The organism is Luteibacter sp. 621, from assembly GCF_050435445.1.
Classification (GTDB): Bacteria; Pseudomonadota; Gammaproteobacteria; order Xanthomonadales; family Rhodanobacteraceae; genus Luteibacter.
Genome location: NZ_JBNDKI010000006.1, coordinates 85,357 through 107,317 on the forward strand (window position 1 = coordinate 85,357; position 21,961 = coordinate 107,317).

Genomic DNA, 21,961 nt, shown 5'->3' on the forward strand with positions numbered 1-21,961 from the left:
CACATGGAAACCCGCGCGCACCACATCCTCATCGGCATCTTCACCCTTGTCATCGTCATAGGCGGCCTGCTCTTCGGGGTGTGGCTGGCCAAGGCGCACTCCGACCAGGAGTGGAATTACTACGACGTGGTTTTCAACGAGGCGGTCACCGGCCTGTCGCGGGGTTCCGCGGTGCAGTACAACGGCATCCGCCTTGGCGATGTGAACCAGCTGCGGCTGGACCCGAATGATCCGCGGCGGGTGCTCGCGCGCATCCGCGTGAGTGGCGATACACCGCTGCGCAAGGATACGCACGCCAAGCTCGCGCTGACCGGCGTGACTGGCGTGGCGATCATCCAGCTTTCCGGCGGCTCGCCCGGCAGCCCGCTGCTGGTGGGGCATGATGGCGAGGTGCCCATCATTAATGCGGATACCTCGCAGCTGGCCAAGCTGCTCTCCAACAGCGAAGACCTCATTACCAATATCAACCAGGCGGCGGCGCACGCCAGCGAGTTGCTATCGCCCGAGAACGTGCACCGGATCGAGCGCACGCTGGATCACCTGGACAAAACCACCGGGGTGATCGCCGATGAGCGCGAGGACATCCGCTCGCTGATCAAGCAGCTGGACGTGGCGACGAAGCAGGCCAACGAAACCCTGGCCGAGAGCAAGGATCTTGTGCACAACGCCAACGGCCTGGTCCAGGGCCAGGGCAAGGCCACCCTGGAAAGCGCGCAGCGCGCCATGGCGTCGCTCGAACATTCCATGGCCTCGATCGATCGCCTGATCAACGACAACAGCGATGCGCTGAATGGCGGCGCCGCCAGCCTGGGCGACCTGGCGCCGGCCCTGCGCGAACTGCGCGACACCCTTTCATCGCTGCGTTCGATCACGCGGCGCCTGGATGAGAACCCCAGCGGCTACCTGTTCGGGCGCGAGAAAACCAAGGAGTTCACCCCATGAGCCGTATGCGGTTCACCCTTTCCGCTTTGATGCTTGCCGCGCTCGCGGGTTGCTCCATCCTGCCGAAGGCCGAGCAGCCCAGCGTTTATACGTTGCCGGCCGCACCGGGCGCCCGACCGACCGCCGCCGCTGCCGCGCCGGTGCCATGGGGCCTGCGCGTCGCCACGCCGAACGCACCGCGCTCGCTGGATAACGCACGGATCGCCGTGGTGCCCTCGGACAACACGATTACGGTGTATGCAGGCGCGCGTTGGAACGACAGTGCGCCCCATGTGTTCCGTGACCGCCTGACCGATGCGTTCCGCGACAGCGGCCGCGTGACGGCGCTGAGCACCGATGACAGCAACCTGGCCGCCGACTACGAGCTTGGCGGGAACCTCGCGGCTTTCCAGACCGACTACGCCGATGGCAAGCCGGAGGTGGTGATCCGCTTCGATGCCATGCTGGCCAATTCGCACAAGCACCAGATCGTGGCCAGCCAGCGGTTTGAGGTTCGGGAACCGGTGGACGGCAAAGAGGTGCCGCAGGTGGTGCAGGCCTTTGGGCGGGCGATGGATAAGCTGTCGCGGGATGTGATGGGCTGGACGTACCAGGCCGCGCCCAGCAAATAATCGCGCCGCTGTGTACTGGTCGCGCCGCTGCGTACTGGTCGCGCCGCTGTGTACTGTAGGAGCGCGCTTGCGCGCGATGGGTGCTCGCGGCAACCTTGAATCGCGCGCAAGCGCGCTCCTACAACAGCCGCCGGTTATTTGGGTTCGACGGGGTACGCCGGCTCGGCATCCAGCGACGAAGCGCATACCGCCGCCAGTTCGAGCAGGCGCAGATCGGAACCGCGCGCACCCACCAGCTGCATGCCGATGGGCAAACCATTGGGCAGCGTGCCCATGGGAATGCTCACCGAGGGGCAACCCGCGAGGCTCGCGAAGCTGCACAAATCGGCCTGCGATGCCGGTGCCGGCTGATCCAATGGGAACGCACCCTGCGATGTGGTCGGCATGACCAGCACATCGACCTGGGCGAACAAGCGGCGCATCTTCAGCGTAGCGGCATCGAGCACAAGGTCGGCCGCGACGTAGTCTGCCGCGGATTTCTTCGCCGCGAAGTCCACCATCTGACGGAACCCGGGCGATACCGGGTAGGCCTCATCGGCCAGCTCGTCGGCAAACGTGTTGAGCATCTCCGCTTCCATCAGGAGCAACCCGGCACGGCGTGTGCGGGCGAAATCCCAGTCGGAGAAGTCTACGGCGCGACGTTCGCCCAACTCGCCCTTCAGTTGGGAAAGCGCGTTGTCGAATACATCGATAACGTCGCGTTCGACACCCAACGACGCCAGGTCAGGCAGAAAACCGGTGCGCAGGTTGCCCGGTTCCCAATCGGGCGGCTGGAACGCCACGCGGCGGCGGCGCGAACGCGCATCGTCGGCGTCGTACCCCGCCAGGGTCTGTAGCAGCACGGTGAGGTCGTCCACGCCGCGCGCCAGCAAGCCCACGGCATCCAGGCGCCGGGCGGCCGGCACCAGGCCGCGGGCCGAGATTTCGCCGTGGGTGGGCTTCAGCGCGTACACGCCGCAATAGCTGGCGGGGACGCGGATCGAGCCCAGGGTATCCGAGCCGATGGCCGCTACCGCCATGCCCGCGGCCACCGCCGCAGCGGCACCGCCGGACGAACCGCCGGCCGTGTAACCCAGGCGATGCGGATTGTGCGTTGCGCCATAAAACGGATTATTCGTGGTGAGGCCGAGCGCGCCTTCATCCATGTTGGTCTTGCCAAGCAGCACGGCACCTGAGGCACGCAGCCGCGCGATGGCGTGTGCATCCTGTTCGGGCACCACGGTGCGCCGCCGCATGCCTGCGCGCGTGGGTACCCCGGCCACATCGAAATTATCCTTGATGGCGATCGGCAGACCATCCAGACGGCCCATGACGCCGTCGCGGCGGCGCCGGTCAGCAGCCAGGGCCTGCTCCTGGATTAGCGATACGCTGACATCCGTGTAGGCATTGAGCACCGGATTCAGGCGCTCGATCGCGTCCTGGTAGGCATCGGAAAGGGCCTGCGGCTGCGCCCGGCCGATAGCCAACCAGTGCATGATCTGCAGCAGCGAGGCCCGGCGCATATCCGTGGCGGTGACAGGCAACATCGTATTCATGGAATCTCCTTGCGCTTGGAGACGACTATAAACCCCGTATGTGAAAGACGTGCAATCCCCCTGGGCGGCCTGTTTCAAACGGCGATTTGCCCGGGTTGGGGGGAAACAGGACAATAACCGTTTGATCCTGCCAGCCAGATTCGAGAGCCAGCGATGAGCGAACGCGAAACCATGGAATACGACCTCGTCGTCGTCGGCGCCGGCCCTGCCGGCCTCGCGTTCGCGATTCGTACGAAACAGCTCAACCCGGAGGTCGCGGTCTGCGTCATCGAGAAGGCCTCGACGATCGGCGCGCAGATCCTCTCCGGCGCCGTGATTGAAACCGCCCCGCTCGACCGGCTGCTGCCTGAATGGCGCAAGGCGCCGCCCCCGGTCTGTGTGCCGGTGACGAAGGATGAGTTCTGGTGGCTCAAGGATCACCAGTCGGGCATCAAGGCGCCCATTGCTCCGCCGCAGATGAACAACCACGGCAATGTGATCGTCAGCCTGGGCGCCCTGTGCGCATGGCTGGCCCCGCAGGCCGAGGCGCTGGGCGTGGATGTATTCCCCGGCTATGCGGCCGCCGAGGCGCTGTTCGATGAAAGCGGCGCCGTGAACGGCGTACGCATTGGTGACATGGGCATTGCGCGCGACGGCACGCATAAGCCGGGATACACCGAAGGCATCGACATCCGGGCCAAGGTCACCGTGCTGGCCGAAGGCTGCCGTGGTCATATCAGCAAAACGCTGATCAAGAAGTTCGACCTCGACGCGGCGAGTGACCCGCAGACCTACGGCATCGGCATCAAGGAGCTGTGGCAGCTCCCGCCAGGCCGCGGCGAAGCGGGCAAGGTGGTGCACACCACCGGCTGGCCGCTCGCGAACGATACCTATGGCGGCAGCTTCCTTTACCACCTGGATAACGATCGGGTGGCGGTCGGTTTCGTGGTCGGCCTGGACTATCCCGATCCGAACTTCTCCCCGTTCGAGGCGTTCCAGCAGTTCAAGCACCACCCGAACGTGAAGGGCCTGCTTGAGGGCGGCACCATCGTCTCGGCCGGCGCGCGCGCCATCATCGAAGGTGGCTTCCAGTCGCTGCCGAAGGTGGAGATGCCGGGGGCGATCCTCATTGGTGATTCCGCGGGCCTCGTGAACGTGCCGAAGATCAAGGGCACGCACCAGGCGATTGCCTCGGGCATGCTGGCTGCGGAGCATCTGGTGGCGTCGCAACTGAATCCGGCTGGCTGGGACGCTGCACTACGCGGCTCAGCGGTCGTCGCCGAACTCAAGAAAGTGCGCAACATCCGCCCGGGCTTCAACAAGGGCCTGTGGCGCGGGCTGATCAACGCCGCCTGGGAAACCCTCACGGGCGGCGCCTCGCCATGGACGCTGAAGAACCACGCCGACTGGTCGTCGCTGGAGAAGCTGGGCCAGTACGAAGCCCCGAAGAAGGATTATGTGGATCGGACCCTGGCGCCGCGCGATCGGTTGGCGTCGGTGTATTTCGCGGCTACTGAGCACGACGAAGACCAGCCGGTTCATTTGAAGGTGGCTGATACGTCAATTTGTATCGAGCGGTGCACGGTTGAGTACGGCAACCCGTGCCAACGGTTCTGCCCCGCAGGTGTCTACGAAATCGTGAATGACGAGGCGGGCAAGCGGTTGCAGATCAATTCGGCCAACTGCGTGCATTGCAAGACGTGCGATATCAAGGATCCGTACCAGATCATTACCTGGGTCACGCCTGAGGGCGGGTCCGGGCCGAATTACCAGAACCTGTGATGGAATTAGGGTGGAAGCTGCGCCGGCTGGTTCGGCTCGCGCAGCGGGCCAAAGGCAGCATTGCCATCCGCGGCTGGGGTGGCACGCTGCGCCGCGCGTTGCGCCCGCGAGCTGAAGGGAACGACGCGCCGGCGGAAGTGACGGTGCGCGCGCCCGCCGCAGGCCATGCGCCACGGCGCATCCTGGTTATCGAGACCATGACCCCGGATCCCTCGCGCGATTCGGGCTCCGTACGGCTTTCGCAGATCTTCACCCTGCTCAACAGCGATGGCTGGCAGGTCGATTTCCTGGCCGACGATGCCGATGCCTCGTCGGCCGATGCTGCCCGGCTGGGGACGCTGGGTGTGCGCGTCATTCGCGAGCCCGCCCTGCGTTGGCTGGCCCGCGAAGGGGCAGCGCTGGATGCCGTGATGCTTTGCCGCCTGCCGGTGGCCGATCAATACATCGACGTAGTGCGCCGCTTTGCGCCGCAGGCACGCGCGGTATTCGATACCGTGGACCTGCATTTCATCCGTGAACAGCGGGCAGCGGAGCTCACGGGCAACCCCGCGCTGATGCGCCAGGCGCGCCGATCGCGTGATCGTGAGCTGGCCATGGTGGCGCGTTGCGATATCACGCTGGTGGTGAGCGATGAGGAGCGCGACGTTCTAGCGCGTGAAGCCCCTGAATCCAAAGTAGCGCTCCTCAGCAATATCCACGATGCACATGGCCGCAGGCGAGGTTTCGTTGGACGGCACGGCATGCTCTTCGTAGGTGGCTTTGGGCATCCACCCAACGAGGACGCTGTGCGCTGGTTTATCGCCGACGTGCTCCCGCGCGTGCGCAGTGCCGTTCCCCACATGAGGCTGCATGTGGTCGGCGATATCGACGCGATCGCACGCCGTGCGATCGAAAGCGACGCCGTGCTTGTGCACGGCCGAGTGGCCGATCTCGCACCGCTACACGAACAAACCCTGGTGTCGATCGCCCCGCTACGTTTCGGGGCGGGGGTGAAGGGAAAGGTAAATCAGGCAATGAGCCATGGCCTGCCCGTCGTTCTGACCACGATCGCGGCCGAAGGCATGCATCTGCGTGATGGCGTCGATGCCCTGGTCGCCGACACCCCTGAGGCGTTCGCTGCCGCCATTGTCCGGCTGTCCAGCGATGAGAGGATCTGGACCGCGATGTCGGATGCCAGCGTTGAAAACGTACGTCGGCATTTCTCCGTCGATAACGCCCGCCACGCCCTCCGCCATGCATTGGGAACGACCGCATGACAACCACACCGCGCAAGCTGCTCCGATACCTGCTGGGCAGCATCGCGCGCCATCCACGCCTAAAGCGAGCCTTGGTCGATCTGGCCTATCGCGTTCCCTGGATGGACACACGTTTGCGCAACCTGGCCTACCGTGTGGAGCACCCTGAGGCAGTGCTTGACGTGGACCCCACGCAGCTCGCCGATGGAAGCGAACGATGCCTTACGCGCATGCGCGCAAGGGCGCGAGAATGAAGATACAGATCGATATGCAAGGAGTGCAGACCGCCAGCCGCCATCGCGGCATCGGTCGGTACACTCGTGCCACGACGATCGAATTCCTACGGCTCGCCGAAGGCCACCACCAGGTGGATTTGCTGTTCAACGCGGCGCTCGACGGCGTAGACGAGATGCTCGAGAACCTTGCCGAAGCGGGCCTGCGCCCCCATCGACGGGCCTATGGCCCCCTGCGGGATACATCCGCCGACAAGGCCGGAAACGATGCGCGACGCGAGGCGGCCGAGCGAGTATTCGCTCACGCACTGGACATAGATGGCGCGGACGTGGTCTGGCTAAGCAGCTTGATTGAAGGGTTTGGCAGTGATGCGCTCATGCCCCATGGGCTCCCGCGCCAGTTCACCGTCGCCACTCTTTACGACCTGATTCCGCTGCACGAGCCTGCGCAGCTTGGGCAGTCGCGCGCACGGGACTGGTACATGCGCCGCGTGGAGGCATTACGCGCCTGCGATCTCCTGCTCGCGATATCCGAGTGGGTACGTAAGGACGCAATCGAACGCCTGGGCATCGATCCGTCACGCATCGTCACGATCGGCGCTGGCGTCGATGCCCAGTTCCAGCCCAGTGCGGCGGGAGCGGGGCACAGCGATGACTTGGCTCGCCCACTGGGCCTCGACCACCCGTTTATTCTCTATAGCGGCGGCACGGATTCGCGAAAGAACGTGGAGAAGCTCTTTCCGGCGTTCGCGCAACTGCCGCGAGCGACGCGCGAACGGTATCAACTCGTCATCGCCGGCAGCCTGGATGAGGCCACTCAAGCGCGCCTCGACCTGGCAATCCGCGACGCCAGGTTACAGTCGCACGAGGTCCGTTTCACGGGCTACGTCGCCGATGCGGACCTGGTACGCCTTTATCAGGCATGCGATCTGTTTGTTTTTCCGTCCGCGCGCGAGGGCTTCGGCCTCCCGCCACTGGAAGCGATGGCCTGCGGCGCGCCGGTCATCGCAAACCATGCGACCAGCCTGCCAGAAGTCATCGGGAATCCGGCCGCGTTATTCGACGCGGAGGATGTCACCTCGTTGAGTGACGCGATGCTCCGGGTCCTCGACGATCCCTTATTCGCAGCAGAGCTAAGGAAGTCCGGACGAACGCGTGCCAGCGACTTCACCTGGGCGAAGGTTGCAGGGCGCGCGCTCGCTGCCATCGAAGAATCGGCCGGCAAGCAAGCGCACCCGCGTCCTCCGTCGCCTCCCGGCTGGCGGGCGTGCGAACCCGCGTCCGCCCCCCCGGTGGATGTGGAGGTGCCGGTGTACCTCGCGGACGCAACCAACATCGGGGCGCTGCCGTCCCGCCTTCGCGATTGGCCAGGACTGGTCGAGTGGCGAGGCCTGGCCGCCCCCGCCAGCACCATCATGAGCCCGCTCGATATGTACCGCGCGTTTGGCTGGCACGCGATCGTGGCGCCCGCTTCGGTTGATCGGGCGGACGCGTGGGGCACCGCTGCCATCGGCATGAGATCCGTGGTGACGCACACCGACGGCGAGGCATCCCGCGCCGCGTGGGTGGCACGCTTCGCCGGCCATCCCATGGTCCGTCAACGCGCCGTCGAGGACACGATCGCCACGCGGCTTGCCGCCCAGCTTGATGACGGCGACCTGGCCCGAATCGCGGACGCGCTGGACCGCGTCCGGCCACGCACAGGCCACCGATGGCTGATCGACGTCACGCACATCTCTCGCAACGACCTCAAGACGGGGGTACAGCGCGTCGTCCGCAATGTTCTCACCCGGTGGCTAGCGGCTCCCCCTCCCGGCGTACGCATCGAGCCAATCGCGTTCCGCGACGGGCGCTATGAGCATGCGCATGCGTATGCGGCAGCCTTACTCGACGTCGCTGTGCCTGCGGGGCTTTCTGCCGATACCGTGGCTGTCACGGAAAGTGACGTGTTTGTCGGCCTCGATTGGGCCATGGAGAGTCTGCCCTCGACCGCACCGTTGCTCCACACGTGGCGTCGCGCTGGCGTCGCTATGCATTTCGTCGCCCACGACCTGCTACCCATCACCTTGCCCGAGGCGTTCCATCCCCAGACGCGCGAGGCCTTTCTGCGCTGGCTACAGGCCATGGCGAGCCTGGCAGATGTCGTGCACTGCGTTTCACAGAGCACGGCAGATGACTTCGCCCATTGGTTCGGTACGGATCACCCAGGCCACCCGCCACGTCTGCGTGTATTTTCTCCGGGTGTCGCGCCGCTTGCGCCGCCTGCCCGCGGCACCCTTTCAGCGGCGACGGAAGCGGCATTTGCGGCGCGCCCGACACTCCTAATGGTAGGCACGATTGAGCCGCGCAAGGGGCACGAGCAGGCCCTGGATGCCGTCGAACTACTCTGGGCATCCAATGCCGACCTGAACCTGGCTATCGTCGGAAAGCGCGGCTGGCTCGTCGGCCCGCTGATCGAACGCATCGAGCGGCATAGCGAACGAGGCAAGCGGCTGTTCTGGTTCGAAGGCTGCGACGATGCCACGCTCGATGCCATCTACGAAGCCAGCACGGCGCTCCTGGCGCCGTCGCTCGGTGAAGGCTTTGGCCTGCCGGTGATCGAAGCTGCGCAACGGGGCAAACCGGTGATAGCCCGATCGTTGAAGGTGTTCCGGGAAGTGGCAGGCGATTACCCTTCGTACTTCTCGGGGACGACGCCAGCAGCACTTGCGACGCATCTCGCGCGCTGGCTAACGGAGCGCCCCGTACGCGAGGCACAGGATGAGTGGCCCAGTTGGGATCAGTCCGCATCGACCCTTGCGGCGCACATCCTGGATGACCGGTATCACCCCTGATCAGGGGTGGACATCGATGACTCGCAAATCAATACCAATGACACGACCATCGACGCTCAGGCCAAGGGCAGCCGGGGAGGTAGCCTCCGGGATATCCAAGGCGATATCGAGCAGATCGCGGTCACCAGGGACGGTCAGCGACAGCTCGTGGTTCGCCAAGTCCCTTACTGTCGTGGTTGCACTGATGCCAGGCCGATCGAGCGAACGCGCGGCCAGGGTCACGGGCCGTTCCGGGGAGGCCGCGAACGCTCCGAAGCCGAGCGATACCTTGCAAGGCTGCCCCTTGCATGCGGCGGGAACCGGCAAGCTGATCCGCGCCTTTGCCTGGGACCACCGCACGCCAGGTTCCTCCGGGTTCCATCCGCTGGTCAGCATAAACCGCGCCGCGTGCAACTGACTGGCAATGACGACGGGGTAGCTGATGGCGGCGATGTCCGCAGTCCGTGCCTGCTTGCGCGCATCAGGATCCCTGAACGCAGGCTTCAGTGAGATGGTCGCGAATAACGGGCCATCGACCACGCTAAGGTAAGGCGATTTGCTGACATCTACGAGGGCTGCCGCATAGTGTGCCCGCTGTGTTTCGATGCATGCCGTCGACACTTGCCGGTGCGCCGGAATACTCGCACCGTCAAAACACGGCCAGTTGAGTGCCGAGCGCAATAGATCGACGTAAGGCACGATGATCTGATCGCCCGTGCCGTCGAGCAGGAAGAAGGTAGCAAGATCGGTGAATTCGGGCCGAACAGGATCTCCCAGGTTGGTCATGGCGGTCGGCCACTCAGCGACCGCTTGTCCAACGTTCTTATCACCACCGACATTGTAGGTACGGATGCCAAGCCTGGCGGCCGCGTAGCCAGCGAGGAAATCGTTGCCAACGGGAACAAATGCGACTGTTGGTCCGAGTCCCGCATGGCGCATGCCACCGACCCAGTCCACGTCGATGGCGTCGGCCATCCGTCGATACGCCAAACCTTCGTGCCACTTCTCGCGCGGGTGCGGAAACACCATAACGACGAGTGCGAGGACGAGCACGGTATCCGACCAACGAGTCCCCTCCCGGCGGCGGCTGCAATAAATCACTACCAGCATCCAGCATGCACAATAGCCAAGCGCCGCCCAACGATAAGGCGCTCGCATCATGCGGATTGCGGGCAGGTGCGTCGTTAGGTAGGCCGTATGCGTTCGCGTTACGGCTGCGTGCGACGGCATCAGGGGATCTGACACGTCAGGTGGCTTATGCGAATTGACTTTCAGCGACGGGCCGAGCGATAGAAAAAGGCTCGCCATGGCGATCAGCACGATCCAGCGCGTCAATGTGTGCTTTCGCGTGCGCCAGGCCGCATAGCATGCAAAAATCAGGAGCGGCGCCGCGAACGTGGTTATCCACACCGAGCGATCACCGTACATCGTGGCTTCATCGCGTAACTGGCCAATCCCCAGTACATCCCACAGCCAGAATTCGCCCGACGTTGGTAGCCAAGCGAATGTAATGTCCATGCCCCATGCGCGGAACATCGCCAGGGGCGCAGTATCGTAGTGGCCACCGTGGACGTAGAGTCTATAAAGGGCCGCCGCGCCGCCGAACGAAATAACCACCGCAGGCGCAGCCACCGTGAGCAAGCGGCGGCGTACGTCGGGTAATCGCCGCGTATCCCAGAGCTTTCCGAGGCTCAGCACGGCCGCGCCCGCAGCGAACATGACGAATGTGTATCCATCCATGAACGCCGAAATGAGGGTGGCGGCGACCAGCACGGCAGCGGCACGCAGGGTCGGACGGTCAAGCAGCCCAGCGATAGCCCACATGTAGGCGGGCAAGAGCGCGATGCCCAAGCCGAGCATGCTGTACCCGGCATGCATGTATACGATGGGCAGACAAAGCCACAGGCCTGCTAGCGCGCATGCCAACCAACCGCGCGTGCCAAGCCGCCAACAAGATGCGATGGCTCCCACGTAAGCAATGGCCAGCCACAGTGCGAACATGGCTGTGTAGGCAACGAGCGGCTTCATACCTACGCCGATCAGCCAGGCGCACGGCAGTGCGCCCGCGAGGCCGAACGATATCGCGGCCGGCATGGGAGCGCCGAAGTTATGGGCGTAGATGGAAAACAGCCCACTATTAGCGAATGACTGCGCAAAGCTTGCTGTCCAAAGTGCCTGGCCCAGGGTAGGGACCGTGACACCGGGTATCGCTCCATTCACGAACAGAGCCACCACGAAAACCAGGGTGGCAAACGTGCCGTAGGCTGCTCGCGATCGATGCCAGGCCGTCATGCCATGGTCTCCTGCCGCCGGCCGCGTAATGCGAGCCCCACCAGGCAAGCGAGTGCGTCAGCGCATACGGCGATAATCCGCGTTGCCAAGACCGCGAAAAGAAGCGTCGACGCGTCCATGGATGTCCTTAGGAAATAAAGCACGACCGCTTCGCGGACGCCGAGGCCGGCTGGCGCGCCCGGCGTGACCATACCAATTAGCCATGCGGCCACGTAGGCTCCAGCCACCGCGGCGAACCCAGCCGCGCCACCAGGCATGATCGCCCCGCGAACACATACGACGGTGATAAACGTGGCCGCCGACGCCATCAGGTAGGCCAGGTATAGGGCGGTAGCCCTTGCGTATGCGGGCCCAGCCACCCGCCGGACCAGCCACGGCGCCAGTACGACGATGCACGACACAGCCAGAAACCATGCGGGCACCGCCAATGCGGGAAGCAACAGCGGCGTTGCATAGAGTCCAAGCAAGACACCGCACGCCCCGACCATGACGAGCTCAAGCAGCGACGCCTTGGCCAGGGATCGTCCGGATAACCCGACTGCCATCCCCACAGCCTGGCGTCCTGCATAATGAAAGATATTCCCCGGTATGTAGCGCGCGACGTGCGTCGTGGCGTACGTCGCGACGGCCCAGCGTCGGGTGACGTACGTTCCTTCCGCAGACAAGACGGCGCGCCAGGCCAGCGCCAGACACGCATTCATCCCAACCCCTGCAAGGATCAGGCAGCCGAAGGCCAGCCAATCCGCGCCCCGAACGCTGACCGCATCAAGCGAAGCGCCGTAACGGCGGAGCTGCACGACAACAAATACAAGGCCCCCTACAGCGAACAGTCCGCCCACCGCATGCGCGTAACGCTTCCAGCGTGGAGCGCGCGATTGCCCGTCAGCCACGTGCGCGGGCCAGGATCATGGTCCACGGCAGCGGGTTGCGCACCTCGACGATATCGAAGTAACGAACGACGAGCTTCTTAAATGCATCGGCGGACCAATGCTGGATGTGCCCCGGGGTATTGCCAAGGTCTGCGAGGTACTTTCCCCGAACCATGTTCAGCGCACGCCAGATGGGTTCTCGCGGCACGCTTACGATGACGTAGTCGTCTACGATGGCTTGGAGTGCGCGCAGGCCTCGCTCGGGATCGTCGAGATGCTCTAGCACTTCGCAGCAAACGACGAGTTCGTCGGGATCACGGCGCCCAGCCAGGTCATAGATGTTGCGAACCTCGAACGTAGCTTCCGCCAGGCCGAGAGTCGCCGTGTTCTCACGGGCCAGAGCTACCACCTCCGATGAGATATCGCAGCCAGAAACCGTGAAGCCCGCAGCGTGCCACTGAGCGATCCAATAGCCTTCGCCACAGCCTACCTCGTGGATCGCCGCTGGGCTGGCACGCGCCACCAGCGCATCGAGCGCGTCGTGAAAGCCTTGCATGAGGCGCCTGACCACGATGTTCCGCGAGCCATACTTATCGAAGGTGTTACCGATGACCAGCCCTTGGGCATCGATGGTGCCACCCGCCACCTTATGCGTCATGATCATCGCCCATTGCTGCGGACGCGCGATCGTCCGCAAGTGCCTGCTTGTACCGCACATCCTCGAGCAACCTTCGGTTTGCCGCCAGAAGGTCGGCCACAAAGGCAATCAGCATGGTCTGGAAACCCATGCCCAGCAGGATGGCAGCCAGGATCAACGACTGAATGTGGCCATCGCCATCGCCTTGCAGGTATTTCACGACAAACCGGATCCCGGGGATGAGTCCGGCCACGAAAAGCGCGATACCAATCGATGCGAAGAACCGAAACGGCCGATAGACCACGAATATCCGGACGATCGTGACGATGCTCCGCCTGACATAGGACGGAATACTTCGGACCAGGCGTGACGGCCGGAGGTCGTCGTTGACGTGGATAGGCACCGATTCCAGCACAAGGCCACGCTGTCCCGCCTGGATAATGGTTTCGAGCGTGTAGGTATAACGGTTGAAGACAATCAATTGCTGAGCGGCAGCGCGGCTAATGGCGCGGAATCCGCTCGGGGCGTCGGTCACCTGGGAGCCGCTTGCCAGGCGGACGACTTTGCTCCCCAGCTCTTGCAACATTTTTTTTACGCGCGAGAAGTGGTCGATTGAGCTGATGGGCCGCGAACCAACAACCATATCGGCGCGCCCGGCCACCACGGGGGCGGTCAGCAATGGAATGTCGGCGGCGCTGTACTGGTTATCTGCATCGGTATTGACGATGACATCCGCGCCACAGCGCAGGCACTCCTCGATGCCCGAGATAAAGGCCCGCGCAAGCCCCTGATTACACGCGTGGGTCACCACGTGGTCCACGCCGTGCGCCCTTGCCACGGCCGCAGTCTCATCCGAACTGCCGTCATCAATGATCAGCCACTCGACGGTCTCGAATCCCTCCACCTGCCTCGGCAGATCGGCGAGCGCTGTCCCTAACGTGGCCTCCTCGTTAAGGCACGGGATCTGGATAATTAGTTTCATTTTCTGCCCTTGCGGCGGCGCATCCGGCGCCACCCTGTGAAAGCTACAAGAAAGGTCCCCAGTCACACAAACGCAACAAACGTGATCTGGATGACAAGCTTTCGTAATTACTGCCTAGTCAGTTAAAAGTTTGTTGGCTCCTCCTCCGTAGGTTCCATCCCAACGGCTATCGGCCCCTACCGCATCGCGTCAAACGCTGGTTTGAAGATTCGCTAGAATGCGGGGTTCCCAAGAGGCGGCCACCATTGCGGCCGCTCCACGTACAGGAACCCCCGAATGAAGATTCTGGTCGGCTACAAGCGCGTCGTGGACTACAACGTCCGCATCCAGGTAAAGCCCGATGGCACGGGCGTCGTGACCGATGGCGTGAAGCTCTCCGCCAACCCGTTTGACGATATCGCCCTCGAAGAGGCCCTGCGCCTGCGCGAGAAGGGCGTGGCCGAGGAAGTGATCGTGGTCGGTATCGGCCCGGCGGACCTCACCGCCCACCTGCGTAATGGCCTGGCCATGGGTGCCAACCGCGCCATCCACGTGCAGACCGCCGATGCCGTCTCGCCCCTGACGGCCGCCCGCACCTTCCTGAAGCTGGTCGAAAAGGAGCAGCCGGGCCTGGTGATCCTGGGCAAGCAGGCTATCGATGACGATGCGAACCAGACCGGCCAGATGCTGGCCGCCCTGTGGGACCGCCCGCAGGCCACGTTTGCCAGCAAGGTGGAGATCGCCGACGGCAAGGCTACGGTCACCCGCGAAGTCGATGCCGGCCTGGAAACCATCGAAGCCGACCTGCCCGCCGTGGTCACCACCGACCTGCGCCTGAACGAGCCGCGCTTCATCAAGCTGCCGGACATCATGAAGGCCAAGTCCAAGCCCATCGATGTGATCGAGCTGGGCTCGCTGGGCGTGGATGCCGCCGACCACATCAAGACCACGCATTTCGCCGCGCCGCCCAAGCGCAGCAAGGGCGTGATGGTGAACGATGCCGCCGAGCTGGTCGCGGCCCTCAAGCAGAAGGGCCTGCTGTAAAGCAGCCGGACAGGAGCACATAGCATGAGCAAGATCCTCGTTATCGCCGAGCACCTGGATGGCAAGCTCAACGGTTCGACCGCGCGCGCGGTGAGCGCCGCCGCCGCCGCCAAGCCCGATGCCATCGACGTCATCGTCCTTTCGGATGCCCCGGACGCCATCGCGGCTGAAGCCGCGAAGATCGACGGCGTGACCAAGGTGCTGGCCGTGGCCCGCGCCGAGAACGCCCACGCCCTGGCGGCCGTGATCGCGCCGCAGGTGGCCAAGGCCGCGGCCGGGTACACCCACGTCTTCGCCCCGTCCACCACCTTTGGCAAGGACCTCGCCCCCCGCGTGGCCGCCCTGCTGGGCGTCTCGCAGGTCAGCGACGTCATGACCGTGGAAGGCCCGCACAGCTTCAAGCGCCCGATCTACGCCGGCAATGCCATTGTCACGGTCGAGGTCGACGCCGGTTCCACGGTGGTCGCCACCATCCGCACGGCCTCCTGGCCGGCCGCGGCCAGCACCGGCAATGCCCCGATCGAGGCGCTCAGCCTGGACGTCGCCCTGCCCTCGCACACCCGTTTCGTGAACTTGCAGCAGGGCAAGAGCGACCGCCCCGACCTGCAGGGCGCCCCCAAGGTGGTCTCGGGCGGCCGTGGCGTGGGCTCGAAGGAAAACTTCGAGATCATTTACAAGTTCGCCGACAAGATCGGTGCGGCCGTGGGCGCCTCCCGCGCCGCGGTGGATGCCGGCTACGTGCCCAACGAGATGCAGGTCGGCCAGACCGGCAAGATCATCGCCCCGGAGCTGTACATCGCCGTGGGTATCTCGGGCGCCATCCAGCACCTGACGGGTATCAAGGATGCCGGCACCATCGTTGCCATCAACAAGGATGGCGAGGCGCCGATCTTCGAGATCGCCGATATCGGCCTGGTGGGGGATCTGTTCAAGATCCTGCCGGAACTTGAGGCCGCCCTGGGCTGAGACCAGCTCGCAGGTAGCGCGCCACGGGATTCTGGCGCTATGAAAATTGGCCTGGATCGCATCCAGGCCAATTTTTTTGCCATTTCAGTCAGAGGCGCGCCTCGACGTCATGGCCTGTGTGATTAACGCGCGACCTTAGGGATTGATTCGACGCGGCTCGTGCCCGGAAACAGCCGATGGCTAAGGGCAATGCCCCAAGCGTCAAAGGTCCGCCGAAACATCACCGCCACAATGAAGGTCGCAAAAAGCGTGGCGGCAATGGACATCGCGGCCGCCGGCGCCCGGGACAAACCCCATCCGCTCAGGCTCGCATACAGGATCGGCTCGAGGCTTAGCACCAGGGAAAAGTGAACAAGATATAGGGCGTAGGAAATACGACCTACGAACTGAACGGGCGGGCAGGTGAGGACCCGTGCACCAAACCCGCAGCGCACGGCGTACACCGCGCATGCACCACCTAGCATATTGAAAAAGTTCTTTCGCCAGTAAAAGTCGCTCGAGATACCCACCGACCAGTCGAACAACGGCGAAGCATCGAAGCTGCCGAACACAATGGCGCCGACAACTGCCATGGCGAGGGCTTTCCGATTAGACGTTCGTACCCGGCCGATATGAACGCCGACCAGAAACCCCGCATAGAAAGGCCACGTCTCCGGAGCGATTGAGGAGATCGCCACCGTTACCACAGCAAAAAAGAGCAGTGCCAACGGACCACGTGGCGCGAGTGCAGCGTAACCGAACACGAGGAACGACCCGAGTAACTCGATGCGCATGGTCCAAAGGACCGGCACGAATGCCGATGCGCCCGTGAGCATGGCTTGGTAGGCGCCATCCTTAACGGCCATGCCAATCGTGGGATCAAACTTCCAGAAGGTCGCGAGCCAGTGATTGCCGGTTAGGCTCACTACGTGTTGGCGCGAAGCAATGCCAAAATGCATCGCGACGTACGCCAGAAGGACGCTGCCAAGCACGGGAACGCCGAGCCTGAAATACCGCCTGAGTGCCTGCGTGGTCAACTGGTCAAGGTCGCCGTTAGCGGAAAAAACAGCCGTTAGCACGTAGCCACTGAGCACGAAAAAGATGCAAACGGGGAAGTTCCCATTCCAGAAGACCGAGAGAAAAGGAGCTGAAAGGATCCGCTCCATTGCTCCAAGTTGTATCGTAGCCTCGGCTGCATGCGGCCACAGGTACTGGAAGCCGACAGGGAAAATCGTGAACAACAGGTGACACAGCACGACGTTGACCGCGGCCACGCCTCGAAGTCCGTCCGCACTTGCATCCTTTCTCATCGCAGCCCTTCGCAAATCATGTGATTCTACCGTCAGACTATAACGTGGTCATGCAGCACCGACACCTGCGCGATACCGGAGCTGTCAACGCGAAGTTCGTGGATCTCAACGCACGCGGCTGTGCCGCCAAGGTATGTAAAGCATTCGCTCGCGTGCGCACGAGTAATAAATATCGCTTCGCCAGAATGCCAACGGCTGGGGCGTCGCCTGGAAGTCGCTCATACGCATGCAGTGCATCCCAGGCCGCAGTGAATCACGCAATGAACGAGCCTGCGATTGCGTATAGGGCAATGCCACGTAATAAAAGGACGCCGCAACCAATGGCGCGCATGTAAGGCATACGCGCCGGCTCAGCATAGGCTCCGTCGCGAGTTGCCGCGGACGCATGGCAAATGGGAACGCAGCAAGCGTCGCTACCATCACCGGGATCATCAATCGATTGCCCCAACCATCCCAGCCGAACGGTGTCCACCAGCGAGACAGCGCAACCAGGAACACAGCCGCCGACGTGATCGCCAGGAAGACGACCGTTCGCCGGGGAATAAAGCCAGCCACGCGCCACCCGGCAATGGCGATAAACAGCGGAAAGCACCAAAAGATGAGCACCCCCCCATTGGGGGAAAGTAGGGATCCAGCTAGGAACTCAGCGCTTCTGGCGTACGACGGACCGGCCTCAGCCGCTTCGTTCATGTAGGCCAGTGGCAACGGTACGCCGAATTTGACCCAACAGTAGCTGAGGTCAAGCAACTGTCCCAGGAGCACGGGGCCCGTAAACAGCAATCCGCAGCGCCACAATCGTGCGCGCCCAACCGGCGTCGATGCAACTTCACGGAGCCCGTTGGCATGCCATGCAAGCGTGACGAGCACCCCGAAGCCGACGAGTACGGCGGCCGTGTCTTTGTACAGCGGGAATACCAATCCCGCTATGGCGACAACCCACGCCGTCCGTTTGCCGGCGTCGAGATGGGACGACGTAAGGATTCGCGCGAGCCCACCGAGGTAGATACCGCAGAACACACCGGCCTGGACCTCAAGTGCGCCGCTGGCAACATAAAACATCGGCAACGGGCTTAGGGCCAACGCAAGCAGATATGGCCAACCGACGTGACGCACGACTGACAGCCCCTGAGTCAACGCAAGCACCACGATCGGCAAAACAAGCGCGAAGCCATTGACTAACGTGAGAAGCAACTGGGCACGTCCCGGTGACACGCCAAGCATTAGTGAATTGATCAGGTAGGCCAACGGAAACTTGCTCACCTGTCCAAAGCAGGGAACCGCGGCACTCGCCCGCGTGAGACAGCCAATGAGGCCTTGCCAGTCGCCCTGCCACGCAGCGAGATCCGTAACCAAGAAATCTGCGTGCCGCTGAGAGCCGCGAAAGGCTAGCCACAGCATTGCAATCGCAAGAAACCAGCCAAAGAAGAAAACTCGACGATTCGATTCCGCGTGACTCACAGCAGTTCCTTTTGCACAAACGTTTCCCTGCGCGGGCACTCGCTCGCCGTCTTGATAGTCGTCATGTACCGCATGCCCTGGCACTTCACCAGGCAACTTGGTTACTCAACGCTGTCGTCCGCCGCCCATTTGAACGACGCCGGAGGCATGCCGACATCATGTGACCAAAAAACACCTTCCTGCAGGAGCGCGATCTGGAGCGTGCCCCCAGGAACTTCCTCACGATTCGAGATGGGTATTTTCACGATGATCCCTCCATGTCCAGGAATGTCACGCGGCAGGTCCCTCCGGTTATTCCATCCATCGGTAGGACGGCCACTCGCATCCAGGAAGCGCCACGAAACACGGACCGGCTTACCGACAGACGATGCCACGGCCACCGAGTTGGAAGACGCGTTACCTATCCGGACATCAACATATGTCTGCGCACCCGCCTTGTATCGGCGCTGCACTTGATAACTTAGCTGCCTGAACTCTTCAGGTGTGTAAGCTCGATCGTTACGAGTGACCTTGTCAGCGAGCGATTCATCGCGTATCCGATAAATCGATACGACCTTCTCCCCGGAGACCTTACGCTGGTAGAACAGATCGTAATCGCTCAGGTCCGCCTTCCCGGTGAATCGATAGTTATCCAGTATGTATTCCGTCTTCGCCTCAGGAGACGACAGGATGAATCGATCACTCTCCTTGCGAGGCATGGAGAGTAGCGCACGGTCCAATGGTGTCGCGCTTATCGCCTTGACGGTAATCGCCTGGCTATCGGTGCGGCTCAGGATTGATTCCAGCGCCGCCCAGTTACCCACACCCCAGTAGTCAAGCTCGAAGCGATTCTTCCAGTCGCCGCCGGCGAGACGATTGAAGTACACGTTCTGCAGCGGATGCGCCCTGACTATCCAGTAACAGTTGCCCAGCAAGGACAACCCGACCACTACCAGCACCAGAGGCCGCCCCCAACCCATCCCCACGCTCTTCGCCCTGACCAGACCGGCGAAGCCACCGATCGCTACGAGGACGAATGCTGGATACACGAAATACAAATGCCGCCACCCGTCATAGACTACCGAGTGAAGCGCCATGATCGCGAGAATGGGACAAACCAGAAGAGCGAGATAGGCTAGCTCAGCCATTTCGGTATTGGAACGCCACAGTGCGAATCGATTCCGTGCAAGCAATCGAAGACACCGGATTACCCCAGCCACCATGCATACGGTGAACACGATCGGCGTAGTTATTAGAATCCATACAGGGATGTAGTGCCAAGGCAACGCTGTCGCCTGGTACACGGTACCGAGATAAAGGACCGAGCTGTTCCACCGGAACTTCGCCATGTTGGACAGCGCTTCGCTGAAGTGTCCGATCGGATCTGCCCAAAGGTACGGGAAGATCGCGTAGACAACGAGGACGGTCGCGGCGAGATACGCGATTGAGCACACGATAAAATGGACCCAGGAGATCTCTTTCTTTATCGCTTTTGCCGCCAGTACGCCCAGCGTCGCCGCAACGATCATGATCCCCATGATGCGAATATCGATTGCAACTGCGGTCATCGCGCCATGAAGCAGCGAGGATCGAACGCTCGGTCTCAAGATGACGCGAGTGAACGTATACATGGCCATCGCTACGGATGCCATGAACACGATGTCCTTTGAATTATAGAACGACTCTGCGAAAAATCGTGGTGATAAAACCAGGAACGCCGCTGCCAGCATCCCTAACCGGTAGTCTCCATAGACCAACCTGGCGGTCTTGTATATCGCCAAAACGCCGAGCGACGAGAACAAGAAAATGATCAAATGGCGAAAAGCGTAAAGGTCGTCGTCATTAACGGCAAACGCCTTCTCAAGCGCAACCAATGGCAATTCGAAGGCCACACCGTAGTCCCGATCCGGCCACTGGCCCAGATCAGGAACGTTCTTCATGCCATCGTCGAGCAACTGCGGAGCAAAGATGCCCTCGACATATTTTAGGTTCACCAATCCATTCATCCGCGAGATTGGTTCGTCCCACGAGACGCCATAATCGGCGTGCACTAGCACACCGATTATGAGATAGATGACAAACAGCAACGGCGCGATGATCTTCGTATAGCTTTTGGTCATACTCACGACATCCCTTTCCGAACCAACCCCGGCGAAGCGGCGGCGACCTCAGTTGTCGCCAAAGAGGTCGCGCGTGTACACCTTGTCGGCGACGTCATTGAGGGCATCCGCCATCCGATTACTGATGATGACGTCAGCCTCGCTCTTGAACTTTTCAAGATCATTGACGACCCTTGAGTGGAAGAACTCCGAAGTCTCCAACACAGGCTCGTGGACGATCACTTCCACGCCTTTGGCCTTGATGCGCTTCATGATCCCCTGGATGCTCGACGAGCGGAAATTATCGGACCCACTCTTCATGATGAGACGATAGATACCGACCACCTTGGGCTTTCGCTTGAGAATGTCATCCGCGATAAAATCTTTACGAGTCGTGTTCGAATCAACAATTGCGCGAATGAGCGTCTGCGGCACACTCTGGTAGTTCGCCAGCAGCTGCTTCGTGTCCTTCGGCAGACAATACCCACCATACCCAAATGAGGGATTGTTATAGCCTCCGCCGATCCGCGGATCCAGACAAATACCTTCGATAATGTGGCGGCTATCCAGCCCATGCGTGACGGCATACGTATCCAGTTCATTGAAGTAGGACACGCGCATCGCGAGGTATGTATTGGCGAAAAGCTTGATAGCCTCGGCTTCAGTCGAATCAGTAAATAGCACCGGGACGTCTTTCTTCTCCGCCCCATCCTGGAGCAGCCGAGCAAAGGTCTTTGCTGCAACCGAATGATCGCCGACGATAATGCGGGACGGATGCAAGTTGTCGTACAGAGCCCTGCCTTCTCGGAGGAATTCCGGCGAAAAGACAATGTTACTGACGCCGAATTTCTCACGCAGCTTCGCCGTATAGCCCACCGGAATGGTCGACTTGATCACCATGGTCGCCGCAGGATTGATCTTCAGAACCTGTGCAACGACGGTTTCGATCGATCCCGTGTTGAAGTAATTGGTCTCGGGGTCGTAATCGGTCGGAGTGGCGATGATGACGAATGATGCGTCCTTATACGCGTCCTCTGGATCGAGCGTCGCCCTAAAGTTCAACGTGCCCGTCTTTAGGGCAGCCTCAAGTTCGGCGTCGACAATCGGCGACTGCCCCTTGTTGAGCATCGCGACCTTGGATTCGACGATGTCCAGGGCCACGACTTCGTTAGCGCGTGAAAGGAGTACGCCGTTCGACAAGCCGACATAGCCGGTGCCAACAATAGCGATCTTCATG

General features: G+C 62.1%; 17 protein-coding genes. 8 read left to right on the plus strand and 9 right to left on the minus strand.

What is annotated here, in order from left to right; translation table 11 throughout:
- Window positions 1-3: 3 nt before the first annotated feature.
- Together ABIE56_RS08925 and ABIE56_RS08930 are read left to right on the plus strand one after the other, a co-directional pair.
- On the plus strand, window positions 4-942 hold the full coding sequence (locus ABIE56_RS08925; protein WP_429243457.1) for an MlaD family protein: 939 nt from the start codon (window positions 4-6) through the stop codon (window positions 940-942).
- On the plus strand, window positions 939-1,553 hold the full coding sequence (locus tag ABIE56_RS08930) for an ABC-type transport auxiliary lipoprotein family protein (RefSeq protein ID WP_429243458.1): 615 nt from the start codon (window positions 939-941) through the stop codon (window positions 1,551-1,553). Before ABIE56_RS08925 ends, ABIE56_RS08930 begins: the two co-directional genes overlap by 4 nt.
- A 134-nt stretch (window positions 1,554-1,687) precedes the next feature.
- On the opposite strand, the gene ABIE56_RS08935 is transcribed toward ABIE56_RS08930, so the two are convergent.
- On the minus strand, window positions 1,688-3,088 hold the full coding sequence (locus tag ABIE56_RS08935; RefSeq protein ID WP_429243459.1) for an amidase: 1,401 nt from the start codon (window positions 3,086-3,088) through the stop codon (window positions 1,688-1,690).
- Between the two features lie 153 nt (window positions 3,089-3,241).
- On the opposite strand from ABIE56_RS08935, the gene ABIE56_RS08940 reads away from it, so the two are divergent.
- From ABIE56_RS08940 to ABIE56_RS08955, 4 genes are read left to right on the plus strand one after another with little or no spacing between them, the layout of a single operon-like run.
- A complete protein-coding gene (locus ABIE56_RS08940; RefSeq protein WP_429243460.1) occupies window positions 3,242-4,849 on the plus strand; it encodes an electron transfer flavoprotein-ubiquinone oxidoreductase in 1,608 nt (535 codons plus the stop codon).
- The gene (locus ABIE56_RS08945; RefSeq protein WP_429243461.1) at window positions 4,849-6,105 is read left to right on the plus strand and encodes a glycosyltransferase; all 1,257 of its coding nucleotides are present in this window, start codon (window positions 4,849-4,851) and stop codon (window positions 6,103-6,105) included. Before ABIE56_RS08940 ends, ABIE56_RS08945 begins: the two co-directional genes overlap by 1 nt.
- The gene (locus ABIE56_RS08950; RefSeq protein ID WP_429243462.1) at window positions 6,102-6,338 is read left to right on the plus strand and encodes a hypothetical protein; all 237 of its coding nucleotides are present in this window, start codon (window positions 6,102-6,104) and stop codon (window positions 6,336-6,338) included. The genes ABIE56_RS08945 and ABIE56_RS08950 overlap by 4 nt, the downstream gene beginning before the upstream one ends.
- 23 nt (window positions 6,339-6,361) lie before the next feature.
- Window positions 6,362-9,151, plus strand: a complete 2,790-nt coding sequence (locus ABIE56_RS08955; RefSeq protein WP_429243463.1) for a glycosyltransferase family 4 protein — start codon at window positions 6,362-6,364, stop codon at window positions 9,149-9,151.
- Here the strand turns inward: ABIE56_RS08955 and ABIE56_RS08960 are convergent, their stop codons facing one another.
- From ABIE56_RS08960 to ABIE56_RS08975, 4 genes are read right to left on the minus strand one after another with little or no spacing between them, the layout of a single operon-like run.
- On the minus strand, window positions 9,152-11,422 hold the full coding sequence (locus ABIE56_RS08960; RefSeq protein WP_429243464.1) for a hypothetical protein: 2,271 nt from the start codon (window positions 11,420-11,422) through the stop codon (window positions 9,152-9,154).
- A complete protein-coding gene (locus tag ABIE56_RS08965; RefSeq protein ID WP_429243465.1) occupies window positions 11,419-12,312 on the minus strand; it encodes a hypothetical protein in 894 nt (297 codons plus the stop codon). Before ABIE56_RS08965 ends, ABIE56_RS08960 begins: the two co-directional genes overlap by 4 nt.
- Window positions 12,305-12,949, minus strand: coding sequence for a class I SAM-dependent methyltransferase (locus tag ABIE56_RS08970; protein WP_429243466.1), 645 nt, complete (start codon window positions 12,947-12,949; stop codon window positions 12,305-12,307). Before ABIE56_RS08970 ends, ABIE56_RS08965 begins: the two co-directional genes overlap by 8 nt.
- Complete coding sequence (locus ABIE56_RS08975; RefSeq protein ID WP_429243467.1) at window positions 12,939-13,910, minus strand: glycosyltransferase family 2 protein; 972 nt, start codon at window positions 13,908-13,910, stop codon at window positions 12,939-12,941. The genes ABIE56_RS08970 and ABIE56_RS08975 overlap by 11 nt, the downstream gene beginning before the upstream one ends.
- A 276-nt stretch (window positions 13,911-14,186) precedes the next feature.
- On the opposite strand from ABIE56_RS08975, the gene ABIE56_RS08980 reads away from it, so the two are divergent.
- Window positions 14,187-14,933, plus strand: a complete 747-nt coding sequence (locus tag ABIE56_RS08980; RefSeq protein ID WP_429243468.1) for an electron transfer flavoprotein subunit beta/FixA family protein — start codon at window positions 14,187-14,189, stop codon at window positions 14,931-14,933.
- A gap of 24 nt (window positions 14,934-14,957) precedes the next feature.
- A complete protein-coding gene (locus tag ABIE56_RS08985; protein ID WP_429243469.1) occupies window positions 14,958-15,899 on the plus strand; it encodes an electron transfer flavoprotein subunit alpha/FixB family protein in 942 nt (313 codons plus the stop codon).
- A 122-nt stretch (window positions 15,900-16,021) separates the two neighbouring features.
- Here ABIE56_RS08985 and ABIE56_RS08990 read toward each other — a convergent pair whose 3' ends face one another.
- The 4 genes from ABIE56_RS08990 to ABIE56_RS09005 form a co-directional block, all read right to left on the minus strand.
- Window positions 16,022-17,188 carry an acyltransferase family protein gene (locus ABIE56_RS08990; RefSeq protein WP_429243470.1) on the minus strand — a complete coding sequence of 389 codons (1,167 nt, stop codon included), beginning with the start codon at window positions 17,186-17,188 and terminating at the stop codon, window positions 16,022-16,024.
- 105 nt (window positions 17,189-17,293) lie between these two features.
- Entirely contained in the window at window positions 17,294-18,646 is a 1,353-nt protein-coding gene (locus ABIE56_RS08995; RefSeq protein WP_429243471.1) for a hypothetical protein, read from the minus strand.
- Window positions 18,647-18,747: 101 nt separating this feature from the next.
- The gene (locus ABIE56_RS09000; RefSeq protein ID WP_429243472.1) at window positions 18,748-20,745 is read right to left on the minus strand and encodes an ArnT family glycosyltransferase; all 1,998 of its coding nucleotides are present in this window, start codon (window positions 20,743-20,745) and stop codon (window positions 18,748-18,750) included.
- 48 nt (window positions 20,746-20,793) lie between these two features.
- The gene (locus ABIE56_RS09005; protein ID WP_429243567.1) at window positions 20,794-21,960 is read right to left on the minus strand and encodes a nucleotide sugar dehydrogenase; all 1,167 of its coding nucleotides are present in this window, start codon (window positions 21,958-21,960) and stop codon (window positions 20,794-20,796) included.
- Between the last annotated feature and the right edge of the window lies 1 nt (window position 21,961).